Annotated in this window: 28 protein-coding genes, 1 tRNA gene and 1 pseudogene; 9 read left to right on the top strand and 21 right to left on the bottom strand. The window is 65.9% G+C overall.

All coding sequences use genetic code 11. The features are described from left to right. Positions 1-51: 51 nt before the first annotated feature. The 3 genes and pseudogenes from ACODS2_RS14455 (at position 52) to rsmD (ending at position 3,039) form a co-directional block, all read left to right on the top strand. Positions 52-1,206 carry an aromatic ring-hydroxylating oxygenase subunit alpha gene (locus tag ACODS2_RS14455; RefSeq protein WP_488999461.1) on the top strand — a complete coding sequence of 385 codons (1,155 nt, stop codon included), beginning with the start codon at positions 52-54 and terminating at the stop codon, positions 1,204-1,206. Between the two features lie 31 nt (positions 1,207-1,237). Next, positions 1,238-2,137, top strand: a pseudogene (locus tag ACODS2_RS14450) (pseudouridine synthase); the annotation flags it as partial. A 353-nt stretch (positions 2,138-2,490) separates the two neighbouring features. Then, the gene (gene rsmD / locus ACODS2_RS14445; RefSeq protein WP_488999460.1) at positions 2,491-3,039 is read left to right on the top strand and encodes a 16S rRNA (guanine(966)-N(2))-methyltransferase RsmD; all 549 of its coding nucleotides are present in this window, start codon (positions 2,491-2,493) and stop codon (positions 3,037-3,039) included. Between the two features lie 138 nt (positions 3,040-3,177). On the opposite strand, the gene ACODS2_RS14440 is transcribed toward rsmD, so the two are convergent. Further along, the gene (locus ACODS2_RS14440; protein ID WP_488999459.1) at positions 3,178-4,443 is read right to left on the bottom strand and encodes an MFS transporter; all 1,266 of its coding nucleotides are present in this window, start codon (positions 4,441-4,443) and stop codon (positions 3,178-3,180) included. Between the two features lie 111 nt (positions 4,444-4,554). Between ACODS2_RS14440 and ACODS2_RS14435 the strand changes: the two genes are divergently transcribed. Beyond that, on the top strand, positions 4,555-6,837 hold the full coding sequence (locus ACODS2_RS14435; protein WP_488999458.1) for an ATP-dependent helicase: 2,283 nt from the start codon (positions 4,555-4,557) through the stop codon (positions 6,835-6,837). A 32-nt stretch (positions 6,838-6,869) separates the two neighbouring features. Continuing rightward, entirely contained in the window at positions 6,870-7,505 is a 636-nt protein-coding gene (locus tag ACODS2_RS14430; protein ID WP_488999457.1) for a hypothetical protein, read from the top strand. Here the strand turns inward: ACODS2_RS14430 and ACODS2_RS14425 are convergent. Together ACODS2_RS14425 and ACODS2_RS14420 are read right to left on the bottom strand one after the other, a co-directional pair. After that, positions 7,502-8,914, bottom strand: a complete 1,413-nt coding sequence (locus tag ACODS2_RS14425; protein WP_488999456.1) for a DEAD/DEAH box helicase — start codon at positions 8,912-8,914, stop codon at positions 7,502-7,504. The genes ACODS2_RS14430 and ACODS2_RS14425 overlap by 4 nt on opposite strands. Positions 8,915-9,063: 149 nt before the next feature. After that, positions 9,064-9,711: a hypothetical protein gene (locus tag ACODS2_RS14420; RefSeq protein WP_488999455.1), complete on the bottom strand. Its 648-nt coding sequence runs from the start codon at positions 9,709-9,711 to the stop codon at positions 9,064-9,066. A gap of 183 nt (positions 9,712-9,894) precedes the next feature. Here ACODS2_RS14420 and ACODS2_RS14415 point away from each other — a divergent pair, with 183 nt between their 5' ends. Together ACODS2_RS14415 and ACODS2_RS14410 are read left to right on the top strand one after the other, a co-directional pair. Then, positions 9,895-11,325, top strand: a complete 1,431-nt coding sequence (locus ACODS2_RS14415) for an FAD-binding oxidoreductase (protein ID WP_488999454.1) — start codon at positions 9,895-9,897, stop codon at positions 11,323-11,325. Between the two features lie 139 nt (positions 11,326-11,464). Then, on the top strand, positions 11,465-12,238 hold the full coding sequence (locus ACODS2_RS14410; RefSeq protein ID WP_298174671.1) for a SapC family protein: 774 nt from the start codon (positions 11,465-11,467) through the stop codon (positions 12,236-12,238). 215 nt (positions 12,239-12,453) lie between these two features. Here ACODS2_RS14410 and ACODS2_RS14405 read toward each other — a convergent pair whose 3' ends face one another. Next, positions 12,454-13,449, bottom strand: coding sequence for an N-formylglutamate amidohydrolase (locus ACODS2_RS14405; RefSeq protein WP_488999453.1), 996 nt, complete (start codon positions 13,447-13,449; stop codon positions 12,454-12,456). Between the two features lie 259 nt (positions 13,450-13,708). On the opposite strand from ACODS2_RS14405, the gene cpdR reads away from it, so the two are divergent. Together cpdR and ACODS2_RS14395 are read left to right on the top strand one after the other, a co-directional pair. Next, positions 13,709-14,089 carry a cell cycle two-component system response regulator CpdR gene (cpdR, locus tag ACODS2_RS14400; protein WP_298174675.1) on the top strand — a complete coding sequence of 127 codons (381 nt, stop codon included), beginning with the start codon at positions 13,709-13,711 and terminating at the stop codon, positions 14,087-14,089. A 188-nt stretch (positions 14,090-14,277) separates the two neighbouring features. Then, a tRNA-Val gene (locus ACODS2_RS14395) sits at positions 14,278-14,352 on the top strand. Between the two features lie 40 nt (positions 14,353-14,392). Here the strand turns inward: ACODS2_RS14395 and ACODS2_RS14390 are convergent. The 17 genes from ACODS2_RS14390 to ACODS2_RS14310 all read right to left on the bottom strand — a co-directional run bounded on the left by ACODS2_RS14390 (position 14,393) and on the right by ACODS2_RS14310 (position 26,115). Further along, positions 14,393-15,475: a hypothetical protein gene (locus ACODS2_RS14390; RefSeq protein WP_488999452.1), complete on the bottom strand. Its 1,083-nt coding sequence runs from the start codon at positions 15,473-15,475 to the stop codon at positions 14,393-14,395. A 71-nt stretch (positions 15,476-15,546) separates the two neighbouring features. Beyond that, positions 15,547-15,879 (bottom strand): hypothetical protein, encoded by a 333-nt coding sequence (locus ACODS2_RS14385; RefSeq protein WP_488999451.1) that lies wholly within the window; start codon positions 15,877-15,879, stop codon positions 15,547-15,549. After that, the gene (locus ACODS2_RS14380; protein WP_488999450.1) at positions 15,876-16,340 is read right to left on the bottom strand and encodes a hypothetical protein; all 465 of its coding nucleotides are present in this window, start codon (positions 16,338-16,340) and stop codon (positions 15,876-15,878) included. The genes ACODS2_RS14385 and ACODS2_RS14380 overlap by 4 nt, the downstream gene beginning before the upstream one ends. Continuing rightward, positions 16,337-16,516, bottom strand: coding sequence for a hypothetical protein (locus ACODS2_RS14375; RefSeq protein ID WP_488999449.1), 180 nt, complete (start codon positions 16,514-16,516; stop codon positions 16,337-16,339). The genes ACODS2_RS14380 and ACODS2_RS14375 overlap by 4 nt, the downstream gene beginning before the upstream one ends. Continuing rightward, on the bottom strand, positions 16,513-17,043 hold the full coding sequence (locus tag ACODS2_RS14370; protein ID WP_488999448.1) for a hypothetical protein: 531 nt from the start codon (positions 17,041-17,043) through the stop codon (positions 16,513-16,515). The genes ACODS2_RS14375 and ACODS2_RS14370 overlap by 4 nt, the downstream gene beginning before the upstream one ends. Continuing rightward, positions 17,040-17,837 carry a PRTRC system ThiF family protein gene (locus ACODS2_RS14365; RefSeq protein WP_488999447.1) on the bottom strand — a complete coding sequence of 266 codons (798 nt, stop codon included), beginning with the start codon at positions 17,835-17,837 and terminating at the stop codon, positions 17,040-17,042. The genes ACODS2_RS14370 and ACODS2_RS14365 overlap by 4 nt, the downstream gene beginning before the upstream one ends. Continuing rightward, positions 17,827-18,489, bottom strand: coding sequence for a PRTRC system protein A (locus tag ACODS2_RS14360; protein WP_488999446.1), 663 nt, complete (start codon positions 18,487-18,489; stop codon positions 17,827-17,829). Before ACODS2_RS14360 ends, ACODS2_RS14365 begins: the two co-directional genes overlap by 11 nt. After that, positions 18,486-19,073 (bottom strand): hypothetical protein, encoded by a 588-nt coding sequence (locus tag ACODS2_RS14355; protein WP_488999445.1) that lies wholly within the window; start codon positions 19,071-19,073, stop codon positions 18,486-18,488. The genes ACODS2_RS14360 and ACODS2_RS14355 overlap by 4 nt, the downstream gene beginning before the upstream one ends. Continuing rightward, a complete protein-coding gene (locus tag ACODS2_RS14350; RefSeq protein ID WP_488999444.1) occupies positions 19,070-19,882 on the bottom strand; it encodes a PRTRC system protein B in 813 nt (270 codons plus the stop codon). The genes ACODS2_RS14355 and ACODS2_RS14350 overlap by 4 nt, the downstream gene beginning before the upstream one ends. Then, complete coding sequence (locus ACODS2_RS14345) at positions 19,879-20,928, bottom strand: hypothetical protein (RefSeq protein WP_488999443.1); 1,050 nt, start codon at positions 20,926-20,928, stop codon at positions 19,879-19,881. The genes ACODS2_RS14350 and ACODS2_RS14345 overlap by 4 nt, the downstream gene beginning before the upstream one ends. Then, positions 20,846-21,046 (bottom strand): hypothetical protein, encoded by a 201-nt coding sequence (locus ACODS2_RS14340; protein ID WP_488999442.1) that lies wholly within the window; start codon positions 21,044-21,046, stop codon positions 20,846-20,848. The genes ACODS2_RS14345 and ACODS2_RS14340 overlap by 83 nt, the downstream gene beginning before the upstream one ends. Continuing rightward, positions 21,043-21,252 carry a PRTRC system protein C gene (locus tag ACODS2_RS14335; protein WP_488999441.1) on the bottom strand — a complete coding sequence of 70 codons (210 nt, stop codon included), beginning with the start codon at positions 21,250-21,252 and terminating at the stop codon, positions 21,043-21,045. The genes ACODS2_RS14340 and ACODS2_RS14335 overlap by 4 nt, the downstream gene beginning before the upstream one ends. 11 nt (positions 21,253-21,263) lie before the next feature. Then, positions 21,264-21,668 carry a PRTRC system protein E gene (locus ACODS2_RS14330; RefSeq protein WP_488999440.1) on the bottom strand — a complete coding sequence of 135 codons (405 nt, stop codon included), beginning with the start codon at positions 21,666-21,668 and terminating at the stop codon, positions 21,264-21,266. A gap of 4 nt (positions 21,669-21,672) precedes the next feature. Beyond that, positions 21,673-23,205: a PRTRC system ParB family protein gene (locus ACODS2_RS14325; protein WP_488999439.1), complete on the bottom strand. Its 1,533-nt coding sequence runs from the start codon at positions 23,203-23,205 to the stop codon at positions 21,673-21,675. Then, positions 23,202-24,398: a phosphoadenosine phosphosulfate reductase domain-containing protein gene (locus ACODS2_RS14320; protein WP_488999438.1), complete on the bottom strand. Its 1,197-nt coding sequence runs from the start codon at positions 24,396-24,398 to the stop codon at positions 23,202-23,204. The genes ACODS2_RS14325 and ACODS2_RS14320 overlap by 4 nt, the downstream gene beginning before the upstream one ends. Beyond that, positions 24,395-25,750, bottom strand: a complete 1,356-nt coding sequence (locus ACODS2_RS14315) for a DUF4942 domain-containing protein (protein ID WP_488999437.1) — start codon at positions 25,748-25,750, stop codon at positions 24,395-24,397. Before ACODS2_RS14315 ends, ACODS2_RS14320 begins: the two co-directional genes overlap by 4 nt. Continuing rightward, a complete protein-coding gene (locus ACODS2_RS14310; protein WP_488999436.1) occupies positions 25,750-26,115 on the bottom strand; it encodes a hypothetical protein in 366 nt (121 codons plus the stop codon). Before ACODS2_RS14310 ends, ACODS2_RS14315 begins: the two co-directional genes overlap by 1 nt. Positions 26,116-26,277: the final 162 nt, after the last annotated feature.

Raw genomic sequence — 26,277 nt, 5'->3', positions numbered from 1 at the left:
TTGCGCTATGCCTAGCGGCGGAGAGTGATGAAATCCGGGGAGAGCCGCGAAATGGCCACCACTGAAAGAGCGAAGCGGCCCACGGATGGCCAGCTGGAACTGGCCCGCCTTGTCGCGGCAGGCGCGGGCCGCAAGGGCACGTCAATCAGCCACGTGCCCGCCAGCGTCTATACCGACCCCGCACACTGGGCGCGTGAGAAGGCGGCGCTGTTTGATCGCTTCCCGCAAGTCCTCGCGCCATCTGCCCTGCTGCCCGAGCCGGGCATGGCCGTGCCCCACGATGCCACTGGCCGCCCGCTGCTCCTCACCCGCGATACCGCCGGCAAGCTGCACGTCTTCATGAACGTCTGCCGCCACCGCGGCACGCGGCTGGTCGAAGGCGGTGAGGTGCAATGCGCCAAGCGGCTCGTCTGCCCCTATCACGCCTGGACCTACGGCACCGATGGCAAGCTCCTCGCGCTCCCGCGCCCTGATACATTCCCCGGCCTCGACCAGCCCGCATTGGGCCTGATCGAACTGCCCAGCCTCGAAGCCGGCGGCCTGATCTGGTTCGCGCCCCAGCAGACAGATTTCGCGCAGGCGACCGAGATCAGCGCCGATTTCGCCGCCGCAGACCTTGGCGCGCACCATCTTTACGCCCGCCGCACGCACCGGGTCGCCTCCAACTGGAAGCTGATCATGGACGCCTTCCTCGAAAGCTACCACGTGCAGCGCCTCCACGCCCGCACCATCGGCCCCTACTTCAAGGACGGGGTGACGGCGGGCGACGAAGTCGGCCCGCACATGCGCTCGCTGGTCGGCCGCGCGACCGAACTCGAAGGGCTCGATCTGGCGGACTGGCCCGCGCTGCGCCGTGTCGCCACGTTTGCTTACCAGCTCTTTCCCGCCACCGTCATCGTGATCAGCCCGGACTATGTGAACCTGATGACGATCATGCCGCAGGCGCACGATCTCACCCTCGTCGAGGACTTCATGCTGATTGCCGAAGCCCCGGCCACCCCCAAGGCCGAGGATCACTGGCGTCGCAGCTGGGAACTGCTCGACGGGCAGGTCTTCGGTTCGGAAGACTTCCGCGCTGCCGAACTCGGCCAGCAGGGCCTCGCCACCGGCGCGGTGCCCCAGCTTACCCTCGGCACGCTCGAAGGCGGCATCCGCCGTTTCCACGAAATCTGCCAGCGTGAGATCGCCCTGCACGAAGCAGGGTGACGGCGCGCACTCTCCGGCGTAAGGGCTAGCCATGGCATTCCCCCCCAAAGACAGGAGCGGCCGCCCGGGAAGGCCCGCGGCTCCTAACGCTGCAGGCTCGCGCCGCAACCCGGCAGCCCCCGCCCCCTACAAGATCCCCAAGCCGCGCCTGCCCAAGGCCGCCGCCGTGCCGCAGACCCGCGCGCTGGCGGAAGATGGCACCCCGCGCGAAGGCGACCGGATCGCGAAACTCCTCGCCCGCGCCGGCGTTGCCAGCCGCCGCGAGATAGAGCGCTATATCGCCGAAGGGCGCATCGCGCTCGACGGCGAGGTGATCACCACCCCCGCCACGATCCTCAAGAACCTGCGCGGCGTAACGGTTGACGGCAATCCCGTCGCCGCCCCGGAACCTCCGCGCCTGTTCATGTTCCACAAGCCCTCGGGCCTGATCACGGCCGAGCGCGATCCCACCGGCCGCCCGACGATCTACACCGCGCTGCGCAATGCCCTGCCCGAAGGCGCTGGCCGCGTGATGCCGGTCGGCCGGCTCGACATCAACACCGAGGGGCTGCTCCTCCTCACCAACGACGGCGAATTGAAGCGCGCGATGGAACTGCCCGCCAACGCCGTGCCGCGTACCTACCGCGCGCGCACGTTCGGCGATGTCTCGCAGATCCAGCTCGACGATCTGATGCAGGGGATCGAGATCGAGGGCATCCACTACGGCCCGATCAACGCCAATCTCGAACGCAGCGCCGGCCGCAACAAGTGGATCGAGCTGACCCTCACCGAAGGCAAGAACCGCGAAGTCCGCCGCGTGCTCGAACATCTCGGCCTCGAAGTCTCGCGCCTGCTGCGCCTGCGCTATGGCCCCTTCGATCTCGGCGAATTGCCGCGCGGGGGCGCTGAGGAAGTGCCGCAGGTCGTGGTCGAGCGCTTCCGCAAGGGCCTCGCCGGCGATCACGCCACCCGCGTGCAGCAGGCCGTCCACGCCGGAAAGGCCTATGCGCCGCGCGCGCCGAAGCCGGTTGAAGAAGCCGCCAAGCCCGCAAGGCCGGCGCGCCCGCTGCGCGAGCCCGAACGGCCTTCGCGCGCGCGCGCCGAACGTGTGCGGCCTTCCGCCGATGCTGGTCAGTTTGTCGCCAAGCCTTCCGCACCCAAGCAGCCCGCGAAAACCTATCCCAACCGGCCTTATGCCAAGACTCCCGCCGAGGCGCCGTCACCCGGGCCCGATCAACGCGCGCCGAGCAGGACGCTGCGCAGTTCGCCCAGAAAGCCCGGCGGGCGGCCCGGAGCCAAGCGCTGATGCTGCGGATCATTGCCGGCACCTGGCGCGGTCGCAAGCTCTCGGCCCCGGCGGGCGACACCACGCGGCCGACCGCAGACCGTACGCGCGAAACGCTGTTCTCGATGCTCACCAGCCGCCTAGGCAGCTTCGAGGAGCTCACGGTTGCGGACCTCTTCGCAGGCTCGGGCGCGCTCGGCCTCGAAGCGCTTTCACGCGGCGCGGCCAAGGCCGTGTTCGTGGAGCAGGACGCCGCCGCGATCCGCGCCCTTCGCGCCAATATCGCCGCGCTTCATGCGCAGGCCCAGTGCGACGTGCGCGCCGCCTCGGTCCTCGCGCTCGGCCCCGTGCCAGCCCCGCTCGATGTGGTGATGCTCGATCCGCCCTACGGCTCGGGCGCGGGCGCAGTTGCCATCGACCGCTTGCTGCGGCTCGGCTGGATCGGTCCCGGCACCTGGGTCAGCCTTGAAACCCATGCCGATGAACCCGCCGGCGTGCGCAGCCTTGAAATCGATGCGGAGCGAAAGGTCGGCAAGGCAAGGCTGACACTGATGCGGGTGGCGGAATAACCCCTCCGCCTTCGCTTCGCTCAGGCACCTCCCCATTTGCACTTCGTGAAAATGGGGAGGGCAATACGGTCCTCCCCATTTTTGCAAAGCACAAATGGGGAGGTGGCCCGCCGCAGGCGGGTCGGAGGGGTAATCTTCCTAAACCCCCCGCGGCGCCGCCAGCACCCCCACCAGCGTCACCACCCCAGCCGCCGTCAGCACCAGCCCTGTCCACACCACACCGCCATGCACCGCAAGCCACGCGGCTCCCAGCGGCGCCAGCGCTCCGCCGACGATCCCGCCCAGATTGAACGCCAGCGAAATGCCCGTATAGCGCACATCCACCGGATAGAGCGAAGGCAGCCAAGCCCCGATCGGGCCATAGCACAGCCCCATCACGAACAGCGTGGCCGAGAGCGTCAGGAACAGCACCGGCAGCGATCCCGCCGCAAGCCCGCTGCCAAAGACAAGCCCTACCAGCCCGGTCAGCGCCGCCCCCACCGCCATCACCAGCCGCGGCGAGGCGGCATCGGACCACCAGCCCGAAACCACGATGCCGATCGCAAACACCACGTCCGCGCCCAGCTGGATCGCCAGCACCGTCTCGCGCGGGTAACCCAGCTTGGTCGTCGCGAATGAAAGCGCGAAGGTCGTCGCAAGATAGAACAGCGAAAAGCACGCGATCACGCCCATCGTGCCCGCCAGCACCGCGCCGGGATGGTCTGCCAGCAGCTTGCCCAGCGGCACGCGCGGCGGCGGCGCGGCTTCCAGCGAGGCCTTGAACGCGGGCGTCTCGCCGATACGCAGCCGGATCCACAGCCCCAGGATCACCAACAGCGAACTCGCCAGAAACGGCACGCGCCACCCCCAGCTGAGGAAGTCCGACTCGGACAGGAAGAGCCCCAGCAGCAGGAACAACCCATTGGCAAACAGGAACCCCAGCGGTGCCCCCAGCGGCGCGGCAATGCCAAACCGGGCTTCCATACCCTTTGGCGCATTCTCGACCGCGAGCAGCGACGCCCCGCCCCATTCACCGCCAAGGCCGAACCCCTGGCCAAAGCGCAGCAAGCACAGCATCGCAGGTGCAAGCCATCCTGCCACCGCATAACCGGGCAGGAAGGCGACCAGAAAGGTCGAGACACCCATCAATAGCAGCGAGACGACCAGCGTTGATTTGCGCCCGATCCGGTCCCCGAAATGGCCGAACGCCACCGCGCCCACCGGACGCGCAAAGAACGCGATCCCGAAGGTCATCAGCGCCAGCAGCGTTTGCGCGGCCTGGCTCTCGGCGGGGAAGAACAGCGGCCCGATTACCAGCGCGGCGGCGGTGCCGAAGATGTAGAAATCGTAGAACTCGACCGCCGTGCCGACGAGGCTGGCCATGAGCACACGCGCGTGGACCACGAACGGATTTGCAGTGTTCATATATCCCCTACCCCGGCTTCATGGGTGCCATGCCCGCTCGCTTCGGTTGGCGCAACCAGCCTCCTCCCCGCAGACTTGCACGCACCGGCGAAGTTCCCTACTTGTTCCGGTGTGACGCTTGTAACCGCACCTGATTCCGCCTGGCTTGAAGGCCTCAATCCCCCGCAGCGCGAGGCCGTGCTGACGACCGAAGGCCCCGTGCTCATGCTCGCGGGCGCGGGCACCGGCAAGACCGCCGCGCTCACCGCGCGCCTTGCGCACCTGCTGCGCTCGCGCCTCGCCTGGCCGCCCGAGATTCTCTGCGTCACTTTCACCAACAAGGCCGCGCGCGAAATGCGTGAGCGTGTCGGCCAGCTGATCGGCCCTTCGGTAGAAGGTATGCCCTGGCTCGGCACGTTCCACTCGGTCGCCGCCAAGATGCTGCGCCGCCATGCCGAACTGGTCGGCCTGCAAAGCACCTTCACGATCATCGACACGGACGACCAGCTGCGCCTGCTGAAGCAGCTCATCCAGGCCGAAGGGATCGACGACAAGCGCTGGCCCCCGCGCCAGCTCGCGGGCCTGATCGACCGCTGGAAAAACCGTGGCCTCGGCCCCAAGGACTTGGATGCGCTCGACAACGAGGCCTATGCAAACGGCAAGGGCGCGAAGTTCTACGCGCTCTATCAAGACCGCCTGCGCGCGCTCAATGCCTGCGATTTCGGCGATCTCACGCTCCACATGCTCACCATCTTCAAGCAGCACCGCGAAGTGCTGGAATCTTGGCAGAGCCGCTTCAAATACGTGATGGTGGACGAATATCAGGACACCAACGCCGTCCAGTACCTCTGGCTCCGCCTCCTCGCGCAAGGGCGCAAGAACATCTGCGTAGTGGGCGATGACGACCAGTCGATCTACTCATGGCGCGGCGCAGAAGTCGCCAATATCCTGCGCTTCGAAAAGGATTTTCCCGGCGCCAAGGTGATCCGGCTGGAGCAGAACTACCGCTCTACCCCGCACATCCTCGCCGCCGCCGGCGGGGTCATCGCGGAAAACAGCCAGCGCCTCGGCAAGACGCTGTGGACCGAGGTGAACGGCGGCGACAAGGTCCGCGTCATCGGCGTGTGGGACGGCCCCGAGGAAGCCCGCCGCGTCGGCGAGGACATCGAGCGCCTCGAGCGCGAAGGCGCGCCGCTGGACCGCATCGCCATCCTCGTGCGCGCCTCGTTCCAGACGCGCGAGTTCGAGGACCGCTTCATCCAGATCGGCCTGTCCTACAAGATCGTCGGCGGCTTCCGCTTCTACGAACGCGCCGAAGTGCGCGACGCGCTCGCCTACTTGCGCGTCATCGCCTCCCCGCAAGACGACCTCGCCTTCGAGCGCATCTACAACGCCCCCAAGCGCGGGCTGGGTGACAAGACGCTGGAGAAGCTTCATCGCCACGCCCGCGCGCGCGGCATTCCGCTGGCCGCCGCCGCAATCGAACTGTGCGATACCGACGAACTCCCCGCCCGCGCCCGCGCCACGCTGTCCAGCCTGATGCGCAGCTTCATCGGCTGGCGCGACGGGATCGCGACGCTCACCCCCGCCGAACTGATGCGCACCGTGCTCGATGAATCTGGCTACACCGCCGCCTTGCAGGCCGAAAAAAGCACCGAAGCCTCAGGTCGCCTCGAAAACCTCACCGAACTCGCCCGCGCGATGGAGGAATACGAGACGCTCGGCGATTTCCTCGAACACGTCAGCCTTGTCATGGACAACGACGCCGCGGCGGATACCGAGAAGGTCACCGTGATGACCATCCACGCCGCCAAGGGCCTCGAATTCGACAACGTGTTCCTACCCGGCTGGGAAGAAGGCGTGTTCCCCTCGCAGCGCGCGCTCGATGAAGGCGGCCTCGCCAGCCTCGAGGAGGAACGCCGCCTCGCCTATGTCGCGATCACCCGCGCGCGCAAACGCTGCACCATTCTCCACGCCGCCAACCGCCGCATCTATGGCCAGTGGACCAGCTCGATCCCCAGCCGCTTCGTCGGCGAACTGCCCGCCGATCATATCGAGGAAGAAACCACGATGAGCGGCGGAGCATCCCTGTGGCGCGCACAGTGGTCCGAACACTCGGACCCCTTCGCCGAAGTCGCCCGCGCCAACCCCGCGCGCAACCTCACCCGCGGCCCCGGCTGGCAACGCGCCGCCGCCACGACCTACGATGCCACCCCCAAACGCATCGCCGAACCCAGCCGCAGCGCCGCCAGCTTTGCCGCCAAGCCCCGTACCGACATCACCATCGGCACCCGCGTGTTCCACGACAAGTTCGGCTACGGCGTGGTCGCCGCGCAGGAAGGCAACAAGCTGGAGATCGATTTCGAGACCGGGGATCGGAAGCGGGTGATTGATAGTTTTGTGAAGGCTGCTTGAGACCAATAACACTGATCCGGCTGCAATTCCCCTTGTCCAACGAGGCCGACCCCACCATCGTTCGCCTCCGGCGCACCGAGGCCGGCACAAACGGAGAGTCTGGAATGAGAGCGCTTCCCTTACTCGCAGTTGCGGCTCTTGCCGGCGCTGCCTTCCCAGTATCGGCAAGAGCTGCAGGGATCACATACGATTGCGATACGGCCAGCCAGCACTTTTCCGAACTCGTACTCCCTGCACCGTCCAGCCCCTTCACGGTCACCGGCAATCTTCAGCTGCGCACGATCGCAGAGGTCAAGAAATGGGCCCCGCTTGGCCGCGTTGATATCAGCTCTGCTTTCCAGCCCGGTGCTTCCCCTGAAGCTTTCGCCGGTTTCTCGATGATTGCCCTGCCAATAGACAAGCGCAAGTCGCCAACCGGCGAGGAGGTTGTCCAGGCTCTGAAATTCACCAATCGGGGCGCGGAGGACGAGATGCTGCCGTTTTCCATGCTTACCAAGCCAGGCACGGTCCAGCCGTTCAAACTGACCTACTCTGGCAGCGAAGTTACAGTCACGCTCGGTGAGGAAACACGGAGATTTCCGCTCAAGACGGCAGAGCCGGTAGTTCGGGTGATCTGCTCAACCGGTGAGTTTCTGTTCACCGACCTCGAGATCAAGCCAACGCTCTAAAGCGCCGAAACGCTAAGGAACCCCGGAACCGGACCGTTCCATTCGCCCGGCTGCGAAGGCAGCTCGGTCAGCACATCCTTGGGCGGACGCGGCTCGTCGCGCCGCGCGCGGGGTGCCCGCGCCGGTGCTACTGCCGGAGCCTCGGCCAGTTCAGGCGAAACCTCGATCTCGTCAACCGGCGCCGCAACCTTCGGTGCCCGCTCACGGCGCGGGGCCTTTTCAGCACGCGGCGCACGTTCGGCACACGGCGCCCGCTCGCGCTTCTCCGCCACCGGCGCAGCCGCCGCGTCCGCGCCATCGAGCGTGAACACCGGGATCTTCATCCCCGTCAGCTTCTCGACGTTGGCGATCGCTTCGGCATCGTCGTCGGTCACGAACGTAAACGCCCGCCCCGTCGCGCCTGCGCGGCCCGTGCGGCCGATGCGGTGGACATAGTCATCGGGGTGCCACGGCGTGTCATAGTTGAACACGTGGCTCACGCCCTTCACGTCCAGCCCGCGCGCGGCGACATCGGACGCGACGAGGATCGAGATCACCCCGTCCTTGAACTTCTGCAGTTCGGCATTGCGTGCGTTCTGGTCCATGTCGCCATGGATCTCGCCCGCCGAAAAGCCGCTCTGCTGCAGGCTCTTGGCCAGTTCGCGCACCGTCGTCTTGCGGTTGGCGAAGATGATCGCGGTGCCCACGTTGTCGGTGCGCAGAAGGTGCCGCAGCGCTTCACGCTTGCCGCGCGTGGAGACATGCACCTTGTGCTGGGCGATATTGGTGTTGTTCGATGCGGGCCGCGCCACCTCGATGCTTTTCGGATTGCTGAGGAACTTGTCCGCCAGCTTCTTGATCACCGGCGGCATCGTCGCCGAAAACAGCAGCGTCTGGCGCTGCGGGGGCAGCTTCGAACAGATCGTCTCGATGTCCGGGATGAACCCCATGTCGAGCATGCGGTCCGCCTCGTCGATCACCAGCAGGCTGCAACCGTTGAGCATGATCTTGCCGCGCTCGAACAAGTCCATCAGCCGGCCCGGCGTCGCGATCAGCACGTCCACGCCGTCCTGCAGCGCTTTCACCTGATCGCCCATCTGCACGCCGCCGATCAGCAGCGCCATCTTCAGGTCGTGGTTCTTGCCATACTTCTCGAAATTCTCGGCGACTTGCGCGGCAAGCTCGCGCGTCGGCTCAAGGATCAAGGAGCGCGGCATCAGCGCGCGGCGGCGGCCATGCGCCAGAATGTCGATCATCGGCAGCACGAAGCTCGCCGTCTTGCCCGTCCCCGTCTGCGCAATGCCGATGATATCGCGCATCATCAGCACCGAGGGGATGGCCTGCGCCTGGATCGCGGTCGGGGTATCGTAGCCCGCGTCGAGAACCGACTGGAGCAATTCGTCAGACAGGCCGAGATCGGCAAATTTCATGGGTGGTGGTTTTTCCGAAAAGCAGATGCGTGCCAGATTGTCCGGCGCGCGGAAGGCCGGACCTCGCGGACCGCCATCGTGGCCCCGCGCCTAGTCCCAAACGGCCTAGAAAGTCAAGGAAAGTGGTTACGGAGGCCGCCGCCCGAACGTCAGTTTCCGTCAACCGGAACGTATTCGCGCACATCCTTGAGCTTGCAGGTCGTCCCTGCGCGCGAATGGATGGCATCGCGGCCCACGCAAAGCTGGCCGTCCGTTGTCTTCGACATGTAGAAGCCAAGGTAGAAATCGCGCGCGCTGCAGGCCTTTTCGAGGCCCGCCGCCAGCATCCGCCGATCGCGCATGTAGAACATCAGCCGCCCATCGGTGATCGGCTGAACTGCGGCGATTCCCATTGCGGGCATGCACTTGCCCGTCTTGCGCTCGCGGAACCGCACGGCATTCGAGCGCGCCTGCGGCAGCATCGGCTGCAGGATCGGCTGCATCGGCTGAAGCGGCATGATTTGCGGCGCCACTGCATTGCGTCCGGCATCGCGCGGCGTCACGCGGATGATTACTTGCTGTTCGATGCGCACCTGATCCCACACATCGGGCGCGATCGGGTTGATCCCTGCAGCGCTTGCGGCCGGCGCGGAGGCCGGCGGGTTGACCAGCAGGAGCGTGCCTGCCGGCAACGCCGCCACGTCCCACACATCCTGCGCCACCGCCGCGTCATCGATCGGCGCAAACGCGCTCTCGCCTGCCGGGAATCCCGGCAAGGTCAGGGCGATGCTCGCAAAAAGATCGAATAACGTTGTCATGATGACTGCAACAGCAGTGTGGTCCCTCGAAACTCTTTTCCCGCCCCGACTCTTTTTCAGGCCCTGAAAGCCACCGGAGAATCGCCTGTCCCCGTTAGCACTTTTGATTGAACCCCGGCTTAACTCGCCTTTCAGAAAAAATGAATTGCCCACAACACCCTGGCGGGATTAGCCCGGCAGGCGATGGCTGATACCGATCACACCCCGTTCCTTGCGGCGGCTGCCGCGCTGCTTGGCCCGCGCGGCTTCACGGCCGATGCCGATCTCATGGCTCCCTGGCTCACCGATTGGCGCGGGCGCTTCACTGGCCGCGCGATGGCCATGGCCTCGCCCGCCTCCACTGCCGAAGTCGCCGCGCTGGTGAAGCTTTGCGCCCAGCACCGCGTGGCCCTGGTGCCGCAGGGCGGCAATAGCGGGATGTCGGGCGGCGCCACGCCCGATAGCGGCGGCCACGCCCTGCTGCTCAGCCTGCGCCGGATGAACACGATCCGCGTGCTCGATGCCGAAAACCACATGGTCACCGCCGATGCGGGGGTCGTCCTGCAAACGCTTCACGAAGCGGCGGACGCGGCCGGTCTGCGCTTTGCCCTCACCCTCGGCGGCAAGGGTTCGGCCACAATCGGCGGCCTTGTCTCCACCAATGCCGGCGGCACGCAAGTGCTGCGCCACGGCACGATGCGCGCGATGGTGCTCGGGCTCGAGGCGGTCATGGCCGATGGCTCGGTGCTCGATACCCTCACCCCGCTCAAGAAGGACAATCGCGGCTTCGACCTGAAGCAAGTGCTGATCGGCTCGGAAGGCACCATGGGCATCGTCACCGCCGCCACGCTCCGGCTCGAGCCGCGCATTGCGGGGCGCGCCGTGCTCTGGGCTGGCCTGGCATCGCTCCACGCCGCCCGCGCGCTGCTGCTCCATGCCGAACGCCACGCCGCCGCCGCGCTCGAAGGGTTCGAGGTCATGCCGCGCCATTCGCTCGAAGCGGTCTGCACCTACCTCCCTTCCGCCCGCCCTCCGCTGGCAGAGCCCCACGCCTGGCACGCCCTCATCGAGCTCGTCGCAACCAACGAAGCCGCTGCCGCCACCCTGCCCGAACGCGCCGAAGCCTTGCTGGCCTCCGCCTTCGAGGCCGGTCTGATTGCCGATGCGACCATCGCCGCCAGCGAAACGCAAGCCGAAGCCTTCTGGACCTTGCGCGACAGCATCGCCCCGGCAGAGCGGGCGCTAGGCCCCGCCGTCCAGCACGATATCAGCGTGCCCACGCACCTGATGCCGGATTTCGTCGAGCAGGCGGTGCCGCAGATCGAGGCGGCGTGGCCCGGCACGCGCGCGGTCGGCTTCGGCCACCTTGGCGATGGCAACATCCACTTCCACGTCATCGCGCCTGCCGGGGTCGATCCGGCCACATGGCAGCAGGGCGATGGCAAGGCGATCAGCGCCGAAGTCCACGATCTCGTCACCCGGTGGGGCGGCTCGATTTCGGCCGAGCACGGCATCGGCCAGCTCAAGCGCGACGAGCTTGCGCGCCTTGGCGATCCGGTCGCGCTGGCGCTGCTTCGCCAGATCAAGGCCGCGCTGGATCCGCACGGACTGCTCAATCCCGGCAAGCTGATTTGATGGGACCAGTCCCGGCGTGTGACACCGCTGTTTCAGGCACTCTTGCGCAGGCTACGGACAATCCCTAAACGGCCAATTCCCGCCGCAATCCCGCCGGCTCTGGCGCGTGCATGGCAACCAGTCTGACGGAGAGAATTTCATGGCGAGCGCGCCGCAAGCATCCCTGCCCCTGTTCTACAACGATCTCACGCCGCTCAACCTGCGCGATCATGCGAACTGGAAGGCCCGTGCCTCGCAGACCGCGACATGGATGGTCGGCCAGCATGCCGTGCCGCTGACGGTTGAGGAATTTCCGCAGGCCGCGCGCCACTTCCCGATCATCTTCGCTGCGGGCGACAACCCGGTGCCGCTGGCGCTGATGGGCCTCAACGAAGGCATCAACGTGTTTGTCGATGCCGAAGGCAACGTGGCCCCCGGTGCCTACGTGCCGGCCTATGCCCGCCGCTATCCCTTCCTCCTCGCGAAGCTGACGCAGGAAACCACCGATCTTTCGCTGTGCTTCGATCCCTCCTCGGGCCTGCTCGGCGATTTCCCCGAAGGCGAACCCCTGTTCAGCGGTGAGGAGCCTTCGGAAGCCACCCGCAACGTCCTGCAGTTCTGCGAGCAGTTCGAGCAGGCCGGCCAGCGCACGCAGGCCTTCGTCGAAGAACTTGCCAAGCATGATCTGCTGATGGACGGCGAAGCTGCGATCCAGCAGCCCGGTGTCGAGCAGCCTTTCGTCTACCGCGGCTTCCAGATGGTGAATCAGGAAAAGCTGCGCGACATGCGCGGCGATGTCCTGCGCGGCTGGGCGCAGAGCGGCCTGCTGCCGCTGGTCTATGCGCACATCTTCTCGCTCGATCTGATGAGCACGATTTTCGGCAAGCAGGTTGAGCAGGGCGTCGGCCCCACGCCGCCGCTGCCGGCGTTCTGATCGCCAGTATTACAGATCAGATCGGTTGCTGTTACCATTCGCGACAGTGCGAGCGGCAAAACTGCTTGCACTGTCGAAGGACGCAACCTATCTTCCGTAAGTCGCGACGGGCTCCCCTCATGGCTCGGCGCGGCGGGTGCACCTGGTGCACCTCCTCCCTGAACCTTGGCCGCCTGGAGCAAAGCTCCAGGCGGTTTTTTCTTGGATTCAAGGATTTACTCCGCGGCCGCGCGCCAGAAGCCACGCTCGCGGCCCAGATCGGCGACTGCAATCGCCATGCGCTGGACGAGCGCTGCAACCACCTCGATCGTTTCATCAAGCCCCGGCCCCGGTTCGGCCAGAGCGGCGTCAAGGTAGGTCCGGCGGTCGATTTCCAGCTGCAGGCAATGCACACCGGCCTGGCGGCGCGCATGCCGCTCCAGCACATAACCGCCCGCGTAAGGACGGTTGTGCGCTGTCAGCCGCCGCGCCTGCCCCAGCGCGGCAAAGGCCTCCGCAACCAGCGCGCCGTCGCAGGCTGCGCCGAACCGGTCGCCCACCACGAACTCCGCCGCCTGTTCACCCGCGCGCGCCGGCAGCGGCGGCATCGAATGCAGGTCGATCAGCAGCGCCGCGCCCCAGCGCTCTCGCACGTTTTCTAGCAGGGCCGCCAGCGTGGTGTGATAAGGCTGGTGCACCCCTTCGATCCGCGCGGCGAGGTCATCGTGCGCGATCGGCCATTTCCACAGTTCGCCCAACCCCGGCAGCCGCCGCGGCACGAGGCCGAGCCCGCTGCGCGCACGGCGCCAGGTTGAAGAAGCAACCGGGAGCGAGCTCGCATCCGGCGCCCCGCCGCCGACCATGTCCCAATCGACATCGTCGCTAGCGCGGTTGAGATCGATCATCGCGCGCGGCGCATGCGCCACCAGCAGCGCCGCCCCGGTGCGGTCCGCCACCGCGCGGCCGACCAGATCGACCAGCCGGTCCTCCAGCCGCGGCGCGCTATAGGCAGGCTGGCGCATGCGCGAAACCAGTTCGGGTGGATAGCTGCGTCCGGCATGCGGCACCGCGATCACCACCGGCACCGGCGAAGGATCGCTCTGCCACACGGTGAAGGCAGGTGAACCCTCCAGACCGGGGACACTTCCTCCACTCGAGGCGGTGGCCCCGTTGAAGCTTGCGGCACTGCCGTGCGCAGGCGATTCGCCCGGCGACGCAAAAAGTCGATCCATGACCAAAAGCTGCCGGGGTTTGGCGCGTATGTCAAAGTGCTCCATGGTGCTTTGCAGGCCGGAAATCGTCCTTGTCCGGCGCGGGTTCAGAGTTTGCCCTTTTGCGATCGCGATTAAGTCCCGGGAGCCGATCTGGACGGAATCTTAACCTGCGCGGGTTTAGGCAATCGGGTAAGGAATGCCGTCAGCTACGGCTCGCGGGCACAGAAACCCAGGCTGACCGGGTCCAGGCAGACTGGCAAGACGATTGAAGGTGACCATGATTCGAATCCTCCTCGCCGAAGACGAAGAAGCGATGCGCACCTACCTCGCACGCGCGCTTGAGAACGCGGGCTACGAAGTGGTGTCGGTCGATCGCGGCACCGAGGCGGTACCCCTGCTGGAAAGCCAGCATTTCGATCTGCTGCTGTCCGACATTGTCATGCCCGAAATGGACGGGATCGAACTCGCACAGCGCTGCGCGGAGATCAGTCCGGCCACCAAGGTCATGTTCATCACTGGCTTTGCTGCCGTCACGCTCAAGGCCAACCGCGAGGCACCAAGCGCGCGCGTGCTGTCGAAACCCTTCCACTTGCGCGATCTCGTGATGGAAGTGGAACGCGTCTTCGCCGATTCGCCGATGACCGGCAATTTGCGCTGACGTCCTGATCCTCTCCATTTTTGCGCAGCACAAATGGGGCGGCGGCAGTCCGCAGGACTGACAGAGGGGTAACTTCTTCCAATCGCACGGTCGGAGGAGTCAGAAAAACCCCCCTTGCCAGCCCAGCCGCCCAAGGCTAATGGGCTGCCTCTCCAAAGCGCTCCGGCGCGGCGGAAGCTTGATGGTGCGGGCGTATAGCTCAGTGGTAGAGCACTATGTTGACATCGTAGGGGTCGCAAGTTCAATCCTTGCTACGCCCACCATCGCCAGATGATTGAAAAGCCTCGCTTTTGCGGGGCTTTTTCATGCCCGCAGCACGGCGACATCCGCAGTCTTTTGCGTGACCTTTGCGTGAAGTGCCGGTCCAGCGGCCTTGGTGAGGTCCGCGATCACGTCCTCGATACCGGCGCGGACGCTGCTCAGATAGTCCGGTCCGAAGATCGCATAGCGGCTGGATGTCTTGCCCAGAACGCGGTGGCCGAGCGCCATTTCGAGCTGGATCAGATCAACACCGCGATTGGCGAGAATCGTCGCCATGGAATGCCGGATCAGCTTGGGCCCCCACCCGGCCGGTATCTTGAACCGCTCGCAAGCGCCCCCCCAGGCTGTGCGGATGCCGGTCACGCCGTGCTGCTCGACGACATCGATCTTCTGCTTCGGATCCCACTGCATGCGCTCGGCGCAGACGAACCATTCGTCCGTCACCTCCAGCCATGAGCGCAGGAGCGGGACGACCGGCATGACTGGGCGGCGCTTGGGCGTCTGGGGCCGATTCGCAGGGTTGAGCGCGAACAGGTCTTCAGCTTTCAGCCATTGCCCGCGCTCCGGCGACACGTTCATGTCGAGGATGGCGTCAGGGCGGCCCAGCGTGCAGATCGCGCCGATGAGGTAGCGCCGCAGCGGCAATAGCCGGTCGCCGTGTCCCGCATAGTTCCCCGCCCCGCGCAGGCTGTAGTCCAGCAGCTCGCCCAGCGCATCGAGGCTTAGGCGGAAGGACCGCTCCGGCGTCACTTGATCGCGTGTCTTGTGGCGCAGCGGTGGCACGTAGCGGACGCGGCGTGCCTTGAACGCATGGTTCAGCGCGGCCTTCAGCTGGATGACCGATTCCTCGACCGTCGAGGGGCTGCGCGCGCGGGACTTGCCATTGATCCAGTTGCCGTCCGCATCCTTGCGCCGCGCGACGATCGGATCCGCTGCGCCCCATGCGCGGAAACGCTCGAGCAGCTGGTCATCGATGTGATCTGGGAGGAGCGGAGAGGAAACGCGGCCCGCAGCGCGCTCGATCTCCAGAAAGCGGGTGAGCAGCTTGAACCGCGCGCGAATCGGTTCGGCGCTGGGCAGGTTCTGGCCGTGCTCAAGGTAGTAGTCGGTCAGCGCATCGTGCACGCTGTAGACGGCCTGATCGGCTGGCGTCGGGCGGTGTGTGGCAAGGTAGTGTTCGTCGAGCTTATCGCAGGCTAGCCGAATATCTGACGTGCGCGTGCTTCGCCGTTGCTGCCGACCGGCGGCGGCATCGTACCACCAGATGTACCACCGATCGCTGGCTGGCTGGCCGTCGGCGCCCCTGACGTAGTCGAGCCAGAAAGGCCCTCGCTGGTAGATACCACCCTTAACTGCCGACACCGCGCCTGTTCCTTCAATGCCTTCGCCTTCGAATCGGCGAGCTGTTCGATCATGCCGAGCCCGGCGAGAAGTTCCAACTCCTCGGCTGTGAGCTTGATGCCCTTGCCGGCGTTGAGCGCGCGGCTAACTTTCCGGTCAAGGCTGACCAAGTCTTGGGGTGTTGTCATGTGCTTGGCCCCGCCAGCAATCCGGCGACGGTCGGCCTGCCCGTCTGGTATTCGAGAGCGATCGGCTCGGCGATGCGGTCATAGACCGTCTGCCCGCCGTGCAGCACCACGTTGGCAAGGAACGCCTGCTCCATCGTCTCGATGCCGCTCTCGACGCTCTCGAGCTTCGCCTTGATCACCAGCAACAGAGCGCGCGCCTTCGACCGCTTCACCTGCTCGAGCTTGTCCAGGCGCTGCGCCCGGGTGAGCGCCTGATGCCTGCCATTGTGCGTCGGCATGGCGTCCAGCTTGGGCCACGGCAGCCGGAACCGGATCATCCGGTCGGCGAGCGTGAACTGGATCGCGTAGAAGGCGTCGTCGTCCATCTGGCCGATCTGGCTGGCACCGGCACGCTTCACCAGCGTGATGATGTCGGCGATCGATCGCTCGACTGAGACGGACGTGTTCTCGGCGTAACTCATCCCCACAACTCCTCGCGCACCAGCGCAAATTCGGTCTCGTCTACGTTCTGGCAAATCAGGACGCCGCGGTTGAACAGCAGCGCGGCCGCGACCGCCGCGCCGGGCGAGCGCATGTCGGCGAAGTGCTCGTCGTCGCGGAGGACTTCCTTGCCGCAGGTAGTGAAGCGCTCGCTCATGCAGCCCTCCACAGGATCGGCTGCTGATCCGGCGCGATGCGGTGCGCGCCGCTGCCGGTCCTCCCCCAGCACCAGAGATCAGGCCAAAGCGCCTCCGCGATCCATTCCTGCTTGTCGATCGGCAGCGCTGGGAGAACCACCTGCCCGTTCAGCACGTGCGCCAGCGCCTCAGTACTCGATTTCCGCTGCCCTAAGGGGCAAAAGTGCCGTATTGTTGCCGCCTCTGCTATCCTGCATAACATTTGCTTGATCGGAGTATAACGATGGATCGCAATACATTGCGACAGCTCGACTACTGGGAAGAGGCCAGAGTTGGACCCGGGGGTGCTATTCAGCACGGACAGGTCTGGCTGACCGAATCCTGCACGATCAATGTCGAGATCAAACTGCCGTCCCATCAACAGTTGATGCCAATTGGATGGAAGGATCAGGTGAGAAACTTGATCGAGGGAAGGTTTGAAAATCGGCGGCCTCCCAAAGACGTGCTCCGGCTGCGCTTCACTGAGATCGCCAAATAGGGAAATCATGCTGCTTGCGCCTCCTGCGCGGTGGTGTTCGCGGTGAGTGGCAAGGGGATCGGCACCGCCTGCCCGCTGGCGAGATTGATGAACCCGCCGGCGTGTCCGATCGAACCGCGGCCGAGCAGCTCGAACAGCAGCGCCAGGGCGTGGCTGGCGACGACGCGGTTGACGAAGAGGGACTGGCGCTCGAGCGCTTCGGCGACCGAACAGCTGGGCGTGTCGTCTTCGGGCACGCCTTCGTCTGCCAGCTCGGGGAAGTATTCGAGCACGGTGGGCAGGCGGACCAGATCGTCGCGATCGTGCGGGCGTGCGGGTTGACCGATCAGGAACTGCCCATCGGTGGCACGGTTGCCGAGATCCATCCAGTAGTGCGGCGGATAACGGTCATAGCGCTCGGGCTTGGCCTCGACGGCGGCACCGATCGCGCGGCGGGCGGCGGCGGTATCGACGCAGGTGATCAGCAGGTCGAAGGTCTGGAGATTGACCGCGCCAGGCGCGCGGCCATGCACCGCCGTCCAGTCCAGCCCATGGGCGAGGTTGACGCGCTCGACGAGCGTGCGCGCCTTTGATGCGCCGAGATCGCAGCGGTAGAACGGCTGGCGACCGAGGTTCGCCTCGCTCACGATGTCGTCGTCAACAACGGTGACCTGCAGCGAACGGCTAGAGATGGCGCGCAGCGCCGTATCGAGCGACGCCAGCCCCATGAGCATCTGGGCGCCGTTGCCGCCGCAGCCGACGAGCAGCAGCCGGATGGTGCCGTTCTGGAGCTTGGCGGGGAGGAAGTGGCGCTCAGGCTGCATCGGCCGGTTCCTCCGCCAGATCGGTTGGAATACGGTTCAGCGGTAGAAACATGCCGCATGCACAAAGCCGGGTGACGATCTGGACCTCAGGCAGATCGAAGCGACCCATGACCATCGCGATCTTGGTCGCGTTGGCATCGTCGATATTGTCAGTCGCGCTGAAGAAGGCCCCGCCCCGGCCATGGCTGTGGATGTCTACAACGACGTGCCAATCGGGCCCGGGCTGCGGTGTCCGGTAGACAAGGCGCGAAGGCGTCGCCTCATCGATCGTGGGAAATTCCAGCGCGAACTCGCGAGTCTGGTCGTTCCAGAGAATGAATGCCGCCGCCTCGTTCGGCAGCGCCGCCGCGAAATGCTGGCGCGCTTGCTCAAATAACTCGCCCGGGATCAGGCCGCAGCGCATCACGACCCCATCGGCGCCGACCTCGCCATAGGGCGCATGGCATTCCGGCCCTTCGGTGACGCGCCAATCAAGCGCGAGCCATGGGCGGCGCAGGATCAGCATCATGCCGTCACGGCCGACGATGAAGCCATGCCCTGCCCGGCTGGCGCGCAAGGCATCGATGGCGGGTGAGCGGCCGCTGGGCGGAACCGGATAGCACGGCACCGCATCGAGCACGGCGGCGGCGGTGGGATCGGAGGCCAGCATCATGCCGCCCCCTGCGCATCAAGCGCGCGCAGCGGCACCGCGACATCGGCTGGCCAGCGCGGCTGGTTGTCGAGAAGATTGCCCTGCCAGCTCAGCGGGTGCCGAACGGTGGGAAAGCCCTTCGGCCAGTCCATACGGCTCCAAGAACAACCGCCGTCATCGTCGACCATCGGCCAACTGGCTTTCCAGCGCTTCTCGTCGCACTCCTCACATTCGCACGATTGGATGCGTTCCCGGCGCGGGTAGAACAGGCTGTTGCCGGAGTAGCCGCACCGCCCGCGCCCGAAATGGTCCTCAAGTTCGGACATCAGGTCATCGGTAAGCTCGGCAAAGTCGGGGCCCGACGAGTCCTCGCGATCGCACCCGCAGCCCCACGTGCTGCATCCCCGGATGACCCAATATCTGGGACGCTGGTTTATTGTGGCGATGGCGAACAGCGCGCGGCCATCGCCATAGATCACCGGCAGCAGGCGCGGCGTGAACGTGATCATGTCGCGCGGCGTCCAGAGATAGGACGACCGCTTCTTCTCCACGGCCTTGCGCAGGCGTTCATGGGTAGCGTCGGGCTCACGGGTTTTCAGCATCATGCGGCCTTTGCGAGAAGCTGCGCCACGGTGACCGGCTGAGGCGCGGCGGGGCGACGTTGATCGGGATGGAAGGGCTTGAGGCGGGCGACCGGGAACGTCTTGACGCCAGACGCGGCGAGGATGTCCCACAGGCGCACCAAGCCGCCTTTTCCGGTGACGCTCTGGTCCTGCCCGGCGTTGGGATGGGTCGACCAGGAGTCGAACACCGCCGCTTCGAATTGCGCCATGGATGCGACGTTCAGCGCCTTGGGCTTGGCGACAGAGCCCCAGCAGAGCTGGCCGTTGATGAAGACGTTCAGCACCGGCGAGTGCAGGACAGGTGTGTCTGCCGTCGGCCGCGCGCTTTCGGGCAGCGCATAGACGCCGAGGCCGCGCCGCGTGGCAACGAACAGGTGCGCCGGGTACGGCACTGGGACGTTGGTCTTCTGACCCAGCGCCTTGCACCTCTTCCGGTAGTGCGGGCTGAGATCGAAATAGGCGTTGCGGACCTGCGCCGGCACCCACCAGGCCAGCACATCGGGGTGCGCGGCGATCACGTTCGCGGGCAGTACCTCTGGCGGGGCATTGCGGCCGAGCGCTTCGGTCCAGCGGCGGAGGTGCTGCCGGGTCAGCGGCTTGCCGGCGGCGATGACCGGGCCAGCGTCGCCGTGCTCGACATCGTGAATGCTGGCGAAGGCGGCCCCGGTCATCGGGCGCCCTGCCCCATCCGGGCCATAGAGCAGGATCGCGTTTGTCAGCGTGAGACCGCAGCCCACTGTTTCGAATTCGACCTTGTTGCTGGCCGCGCGCAGTTCGGCGACGCCAGTCATGGCCGCACCTTGGCGACATCGAGGTCGATCAGATCCTGCGCGGCAGCGATCAGCTCGGCCCCGAGGCGGAGCGAGGCGAACCACTGGTCCAGCACGTCCGGGCCGGTCAGCAGGCAGATGCCGGCGATGTTGTGGAAGCCCACTTCCATGCCGGTCTGAGCGATGTTGTCGAGCTCTTCGGCGAAGACATCGAACGGGACGATTGTCAGCGCCGGGAGCGTCGCGGCGTCATGGTACTCCGGCATATAATCCGTGATCTGATCGAAATCGAAGTGCCAGGCATTGCCCGGAGCCTTGTGACCCTCCACCGCGTTCCAAGCGGCGTTGACTCGGCGCATGGCAGCCTGCAGCGCGCGCGGCAGGGCTTTCAGCGGAGCAGCATTTTTCGGCAGCATATAGTCGGGGCGGCGGTCCCTGATCTGCGACGGCAGGATCACGTCGTCGGGATCGTGGCCGTGAAAGGTGACCAGCGCGTGCCTGGCGCCCTCATCCTCGATCTCGCCGTCCCAGTAATAGCCGGACAGCTCTTCCATCATTTCTTCGAAGCCGAACATCGGGAGGACGGCTGCGAGCTGCCACAGCACCTTGTAGGCTGCGGCGCGCCAGCCCACCGGGGCGACAAAACCGTTCAGGGTGTTGGCCAGCACATTGGTCAGCTCAATCCAGCCCAGATCGATCTGGCCGACACTGTCGCAGATGATCGCGATCGCGGGCGGCTGCTCGGCGCCGTCGCCAGCAAGGACGACGACGCGCAGATCGGCGAGGGTGTTGATGCCGATGATATCGAGCACGGCCTGCTGGAAGCTCTGCTCGATGTGGCGGCGTGCCTCGGCGCGGGTGAGCAGCTGACCGGCTGGCATCTGGCGGGCCACCCACTGGCCGATGATCCGGTGGTGCGGTGCGAGCGGCGCATCGAACTGGGCTGGCACCGCCGGAGACAGCCGCACCGCGCGGCCGGGGAGATCAACCGAGCGGCGCGAGGGCGAGGCCTGCGGGCGGCGCGAGCGGCTCGCGCTGGCCTTCGATACTGCCGCCGATGCATGCATGAAGCGCGCCGATGGCCGGGCTGCAGACAGGCCGGGTATCGCTGAGCTGGTTGCCATCATCATCGGTGATCCATTCGAGCAGGGTTTTGCGGGGCGGCGGCGGGACGGCTGGACTCATCGGCCCTTGGTGCCGACGGCGCGGCGGTACTCGGTGACGAGCACGCCACCGCTGACGCCGGCATCGACCGCCTCGGCGTTCAGGATCGCGGGGTAGAGCGTGGAGTGGTAGGCGCGCAGCGCGGCGGCATCCCCGGCAAGATGCGGCGGGACCGGCAGATCGATGCCGTCGTAGCGGTAGACGCGGGTGAGCGTGGTGACTTGCATGGACTTGTCCTTCAGAACAGGGCAACGGGCTCGCCGGGCTTCGCCGGGGCAGCAGCTGCAGGGGCGGGTTCTGGCTTGAGTTCAGGTGCCTTGGCAGCGGGCTTGGCCTTGCTGGTGGCAGCAGTCTTCGCTGCCTCGGCAGCGGCGCGCTGTTCGGCGAGCTGATCGCCCAGCGCCTTGCGCGCCATGAAGATCTGGCCAAGCGCGCCGGCTTCTCCCAAGGCGAGCTCGGCATCGATCTCGACCGCCGTGGCGGTGATGGAGATCGGGCGGACCTCTGCCGGTTCCGCCGTGGCCTTTGATCCTTCGGCCTTGCGCGGAATGATCGTCAGCGTGACAAGATGGGAATCACTGGCGACGAGATCGAAGCTGAGCGAATATCGGACGAGCAGCGGCAGCAGGTTGGTAATCAGCATCGGATCAGGCCTCTTCGGTTTCGGGGGTGGCGGGTTCGGCAGCCGCCTCGGCAGCGGCTAGTGCATCGCCGGTGGGCGTGTCGGCAGTGGGTGGGGGCCCGTACTTGCCGTCGAGCGACATGCAGCTCGGGATGCGGCCGGCCCAGTCGAAGCCGGTGGCGTGAAACATCGAACTGGCGACCGATTGCGTGGTCTGGCCGAAGATCTGTGCGAACTTCTTCGCACCCATGTGAGCGATGAGGCCGCATTCCTCGGCGATGAACTTCAGCTCGTCCTTGTTGAGCTGATCGAGCACGCTCTCGTCGAGCGTCCAGCTGGTGCGCAGATCGACCTCGAGATCACGCGCCAGATCGGCGACGTCCAGAAATGCCACCGGGGCGTTGCTGGTGATGCACTTGGCGGCAAAGTCCGCGATCCGGATGGTATCGGCGCTATCGGCCAGCAAGGCGGCGACGGCACTGCGCCAGGCCTGTTCGCGCGTGGTCTTGAGCTTGGCGCGCAGGCCTTCGGCGGTGACCTTGGGCTTGGGAAGAGCGGCTGGGCTCGTAGCCTTGCAGTTCGTGCACAGCGTTTGCGCCTCATCGGCCCAGCTGCAACCGCCTTCGCAGGCGCGATCCTCGGTGCAGCCGCAGATACGGCACTTGCCCTGCTTTGCGACCGAGGCAGGCGCTTCCGGTTTTTCGCCCTCATCCGAGGCGTCAAAACCGGAAGTGGCTCCGCCCGGCTCGGCTGTAGCCGGGGGTGCCTGGTCGACCGCCAGCTTGGCTGCCGCTTCGACCTTCAGCGCAAAGCAGGCGCCGTTGGTGCAGTGGCCGTCGTCGACGTGCGTTTCGAACAGTGCGCGCTGGCGGGCGGAGTTGTAACCGCAGCCGGCGCATTCGGTTTTGTCGAAAGTCGCCGCCGCGAGGTTCTGCGTCACGCGCATCAGCAGCTCGCGCGTTTTCGCGACATCGATGCCGGAGGTGAGGATCGTATCGAGCGCCTTGTCCTGCTTGTCGGCCGGGACGGCAGCTAGCAGCTCGGCATGGCCGACCTTGATCCGGCGCTCGTCCAGCGCGGCCTTCACCGCATCAGAGAGACCGGCAAGGGCGAGACGGCGATCGAGCTTCGCGGTCGACCAGCCCAGACGCCGCGCGGCTTCGGCCCGATCGTCCTGGCATGCGGCGAGCACGCGGAGCGCGGCATCGGCCTGTTCGGTTTCCGAGGCATCTTCGCGGACATCGTTCTCGTCGATCGCCGCCTCGAGCGCTTCCTGATCGGTCATGGTGCGGATGATGGCGGGGATCAGGCCATCGGTGCCGAACGCTTCCTCTGCAGCGCGGAAGCGCCGGCCGCCGGCTACGAGCTCAAACACCTCGCCACCAAACGCATCGTCATATCCGATCGGGCGCACCAAGATCGGCTGCAGCACGCCGTTGCGCCGGATCGATGCCACCAGCTCGGCATGCTTGTCGGGATTGAAGTAGCGGCGCGGGTTGCTGCCCGCCTTGATGGCTGACAGCAGAATCTTCCGCTGTAGTTCGATAGTATTGGTCATGATCCTACAAGCTCCCTGAAAAGGATGGGCTGTTCGGTGCCGTCGCCGTAGACGGCATCAAGCCAGAGATCGGCGCGGGGTTCGTCGCCGTCCCATTTGTCGGGGAAGGTGCGCGCGGCGATCAGTTCGCGGATGCGGGCCTCTTCCTCGGCATTGATGAGATCGATGCGGGCGCGGCGCTGGATATCGAGAATGCGCTCCAGTGCCTCGCTGCGGGCCTCCAAGGTAAGCGGCCCCATGCGCTGCGGGTTCTTGGCGATCGATCCATCCTTCAGCCGCTCCACGCCGCTTTTGCGCAGGCGCTGGCTTGGCTTGCGCATCCAGCGATAGAGCGGCTTGAGCTCCATGAGCGGCGCCAGATGCGCCCAGTGCGGCGTGGCGACCACGGTTTCGAGCGCGGTGTCCTTCGACGCGAGGGGACAACCGATGCAGCCGGTGCGGGCGTTGATTTCCGTCGCATCATCGCCGCCGTAAGCATCGGCGAGGATTTGCGTCGGCCAGCCCCCGAACTCGGGCATGGGCGCGAAGATCTTCAGCCAATCCCAGATCCAGCAGACGCGCCAGTGCAGCAGCGGTGCCAGCGTGGCGATGCGGCCCTTGATCCCCTTCGCTTCGGGCAGAACCTGCTGATACCAGCCCTGCCCGCACTCGGCCCCGTCCTTCGAGCAGGACATGGCAATCCGACCATCGCGGATCGCGCTTTCGCCCTGGCGCACGCCGGTGAGCATAAGGGCAGTGCCGGGCAGCTCGGCCATGGCCTCGGCCAGCGCGGCTGCCATCGGCTCTACCTTGATCTGGCGAGTGCACCAGCGCAGCGTGTTATTGTTCGGCGGGGGAACGCCGCGCCCCAGAATGTAGACCATAAAGCGCTTGTCGAGCGCGGCGCGCACAACATGGAACTTGATCCAGTTGCGGGTGCTAAGCCGCGCCATGATTTGCTCGGCGGCGAGCTGGATCGGCGGAAGCTCCTGCCGGGTGTCGGCATAGAACACATGCAGGCATTCGGGCTGCGGCAGATAGCCGGCATCTATCAGGTGGATGATCAGGGTGAGCAGTGCGGTACTGTCTTTCCCGCCGGACCATGCCACGGCGAAGTGCTGGTGGTTGCCCCAGTAGGCGAGCAGCGATTGCAGCGTCAGCTCGACGCCTTCGTGCGAGACGCCGTGCACGGTTAGAGGCTCGCCCGCCCTCATGCAGGCTTCCTGATCTTGAGCATGGTGGTGGGGACGTTGGTACCGGCCTCGGCGAAGCTGGCGACCGGCAGGTCTTCCCAGTCGCCATCAAGCTCGCCGTGGTCGTAGCGCGCGGTGGCGGGGAGGATGGCCACCAGCACGCCGCCCGGCTGGACGAAGCGCAGGGCATGGCGGACGTGCTGGAGGTAGTGCCGGCCATAGAACGGCGGGTTCATCACGACCGTCTCGAACGGCATCGGCTCGCAATCGAGGAAGTTGGCGCATAGCACGCTGTGGCCCTTGGCCTTCGCCTCGGCCGCGCGGCTGGGGTGGTATTCGATCCCGTATCCGGCGTGGCCGTAGGTGCGCAGCACGTTGAGGATGCGGCCGTCACCGCAGCTGGGCTCCAGCACGTTCATCGGTGCGGGCGGATTGTGCCGCCATCCGCGCAAGTCGGGCACGCCGGCGAAAGCCAGCGCGCGTTCGATCACTTCAGGCGGTGACCAGTAGAACTGCAGGTCCTTCGACACCGCCGTGCTGGCGCTGGGCTTCACGCCTTCGGGTTCAGCATCGGGCAGCACTTCGCCGTAGAACTCGGCCAGCGCGCGGTTGACGGCGTGCAGGGCATCCTTGTCGAAATAGACATGGGCGTTGCCGTTGCCGAACTTGCGGATGGTGAGGCCACGGTCCGGGGCGTGGTACTTTTCCTCGCCCACGCCGGACCTGTACCGCGACAGGGTGCGGCCATTCATCACGGCATCGCTGCCGAGCTTGTGCTGGTCGTCGATGTCGAGCATCTCGCACCACTCGACGCGCGGCTGGCGGCGGAACGCGGCAAGGGCGTTGGCCATGTCCTGAAACCGATCGCGACCGTATGTGCTGGAAAACCCGCCCCAGTTGTTCAGGACAACGCGCTTGGGCAGGCCCTTGACCCCGACGCGCACCCGGCTGTGCGACTTGTAGGCTGGATCGAGCGCGCAGAAGGCTTCGGCGAGGCCGCGCAGAATGTGGAAGCGCGGGCGGATCAGGTAATCGCCGAAGGTGGCCTTGGCGGTTTCGACGGACAGCGGCGGCGGATTGGCCAATGCCTGATCGAAGAGCTTCTTGTCCTTGGCGCTGGCGATGCTGTCGATCTGCAGGCGCTCGTAAACCGCGCGCCAAGCCGACTTGAGCAGGTTCTTCCGCAGCGTATCGAGATGCAGGTAGGGCCGCTGGGCGACGCGCTCGACATAGGTACCCTGCACCGTGGTCGCGTGATCAATCCGCGTGAAGGCATCCTCCAGCGCCTTGATCTCGGCGGCCATGGCGCTGTCCTTCGCCTCGTACTCGGCGACGATGTCAGCAACGGTCAGGGGAAGCGCGATCGCGTTCATCAGAACGGCATCTCGACATAGACCCGCGCCGTCACTTCATTGCACTCGGCGATGAACTGCTTGTGGATCTCGCGGACCTTGGTCAGCGCCAAGTCGCGGTCCTCGTTGGTGTTGCTGCGCAGGCCATCGATAATCACTTCGAGCTCGTGCTCGGTGATCACGCAGGCGAACGTGCGCTCATTGGTGCCAAGCAATCTGCTCACGCCCAGCGGCAGACGATTGAGCCATTCACGAACGCGAAGCAGGCTCGCCCCGAGATTGTCGGTCGGGTCGCTCGCGTCGGCAGGCTGCGCAGCACGGAAGCCTTTGAGCCACCAGATCGCGTCGGCAATCAGGTTGTCGGCGGTGCTATGGTTGATAGTCATTGTGGCTCGAATTCCTTGATGTCGAAGGGGTGAGGCACCGGGCGGCGGATGCTCCAATTTGTCGGAGGACGTCCGTCGCGAGCGGGCCAAGGGCCGGAGCCGGCCTTGCGGCTGTCCCACCCGTTGAAGAGCCGGACGTGGACAGCTCGGAAGCCGATGACG

This window comes from Novosphingobium sp. FG137 (assembly GCF_057809735.1).
Note: the sequence above shows the minus strand (reverse complement) of the source record. Positions and strands in the feature narration are given on the sequence as shown.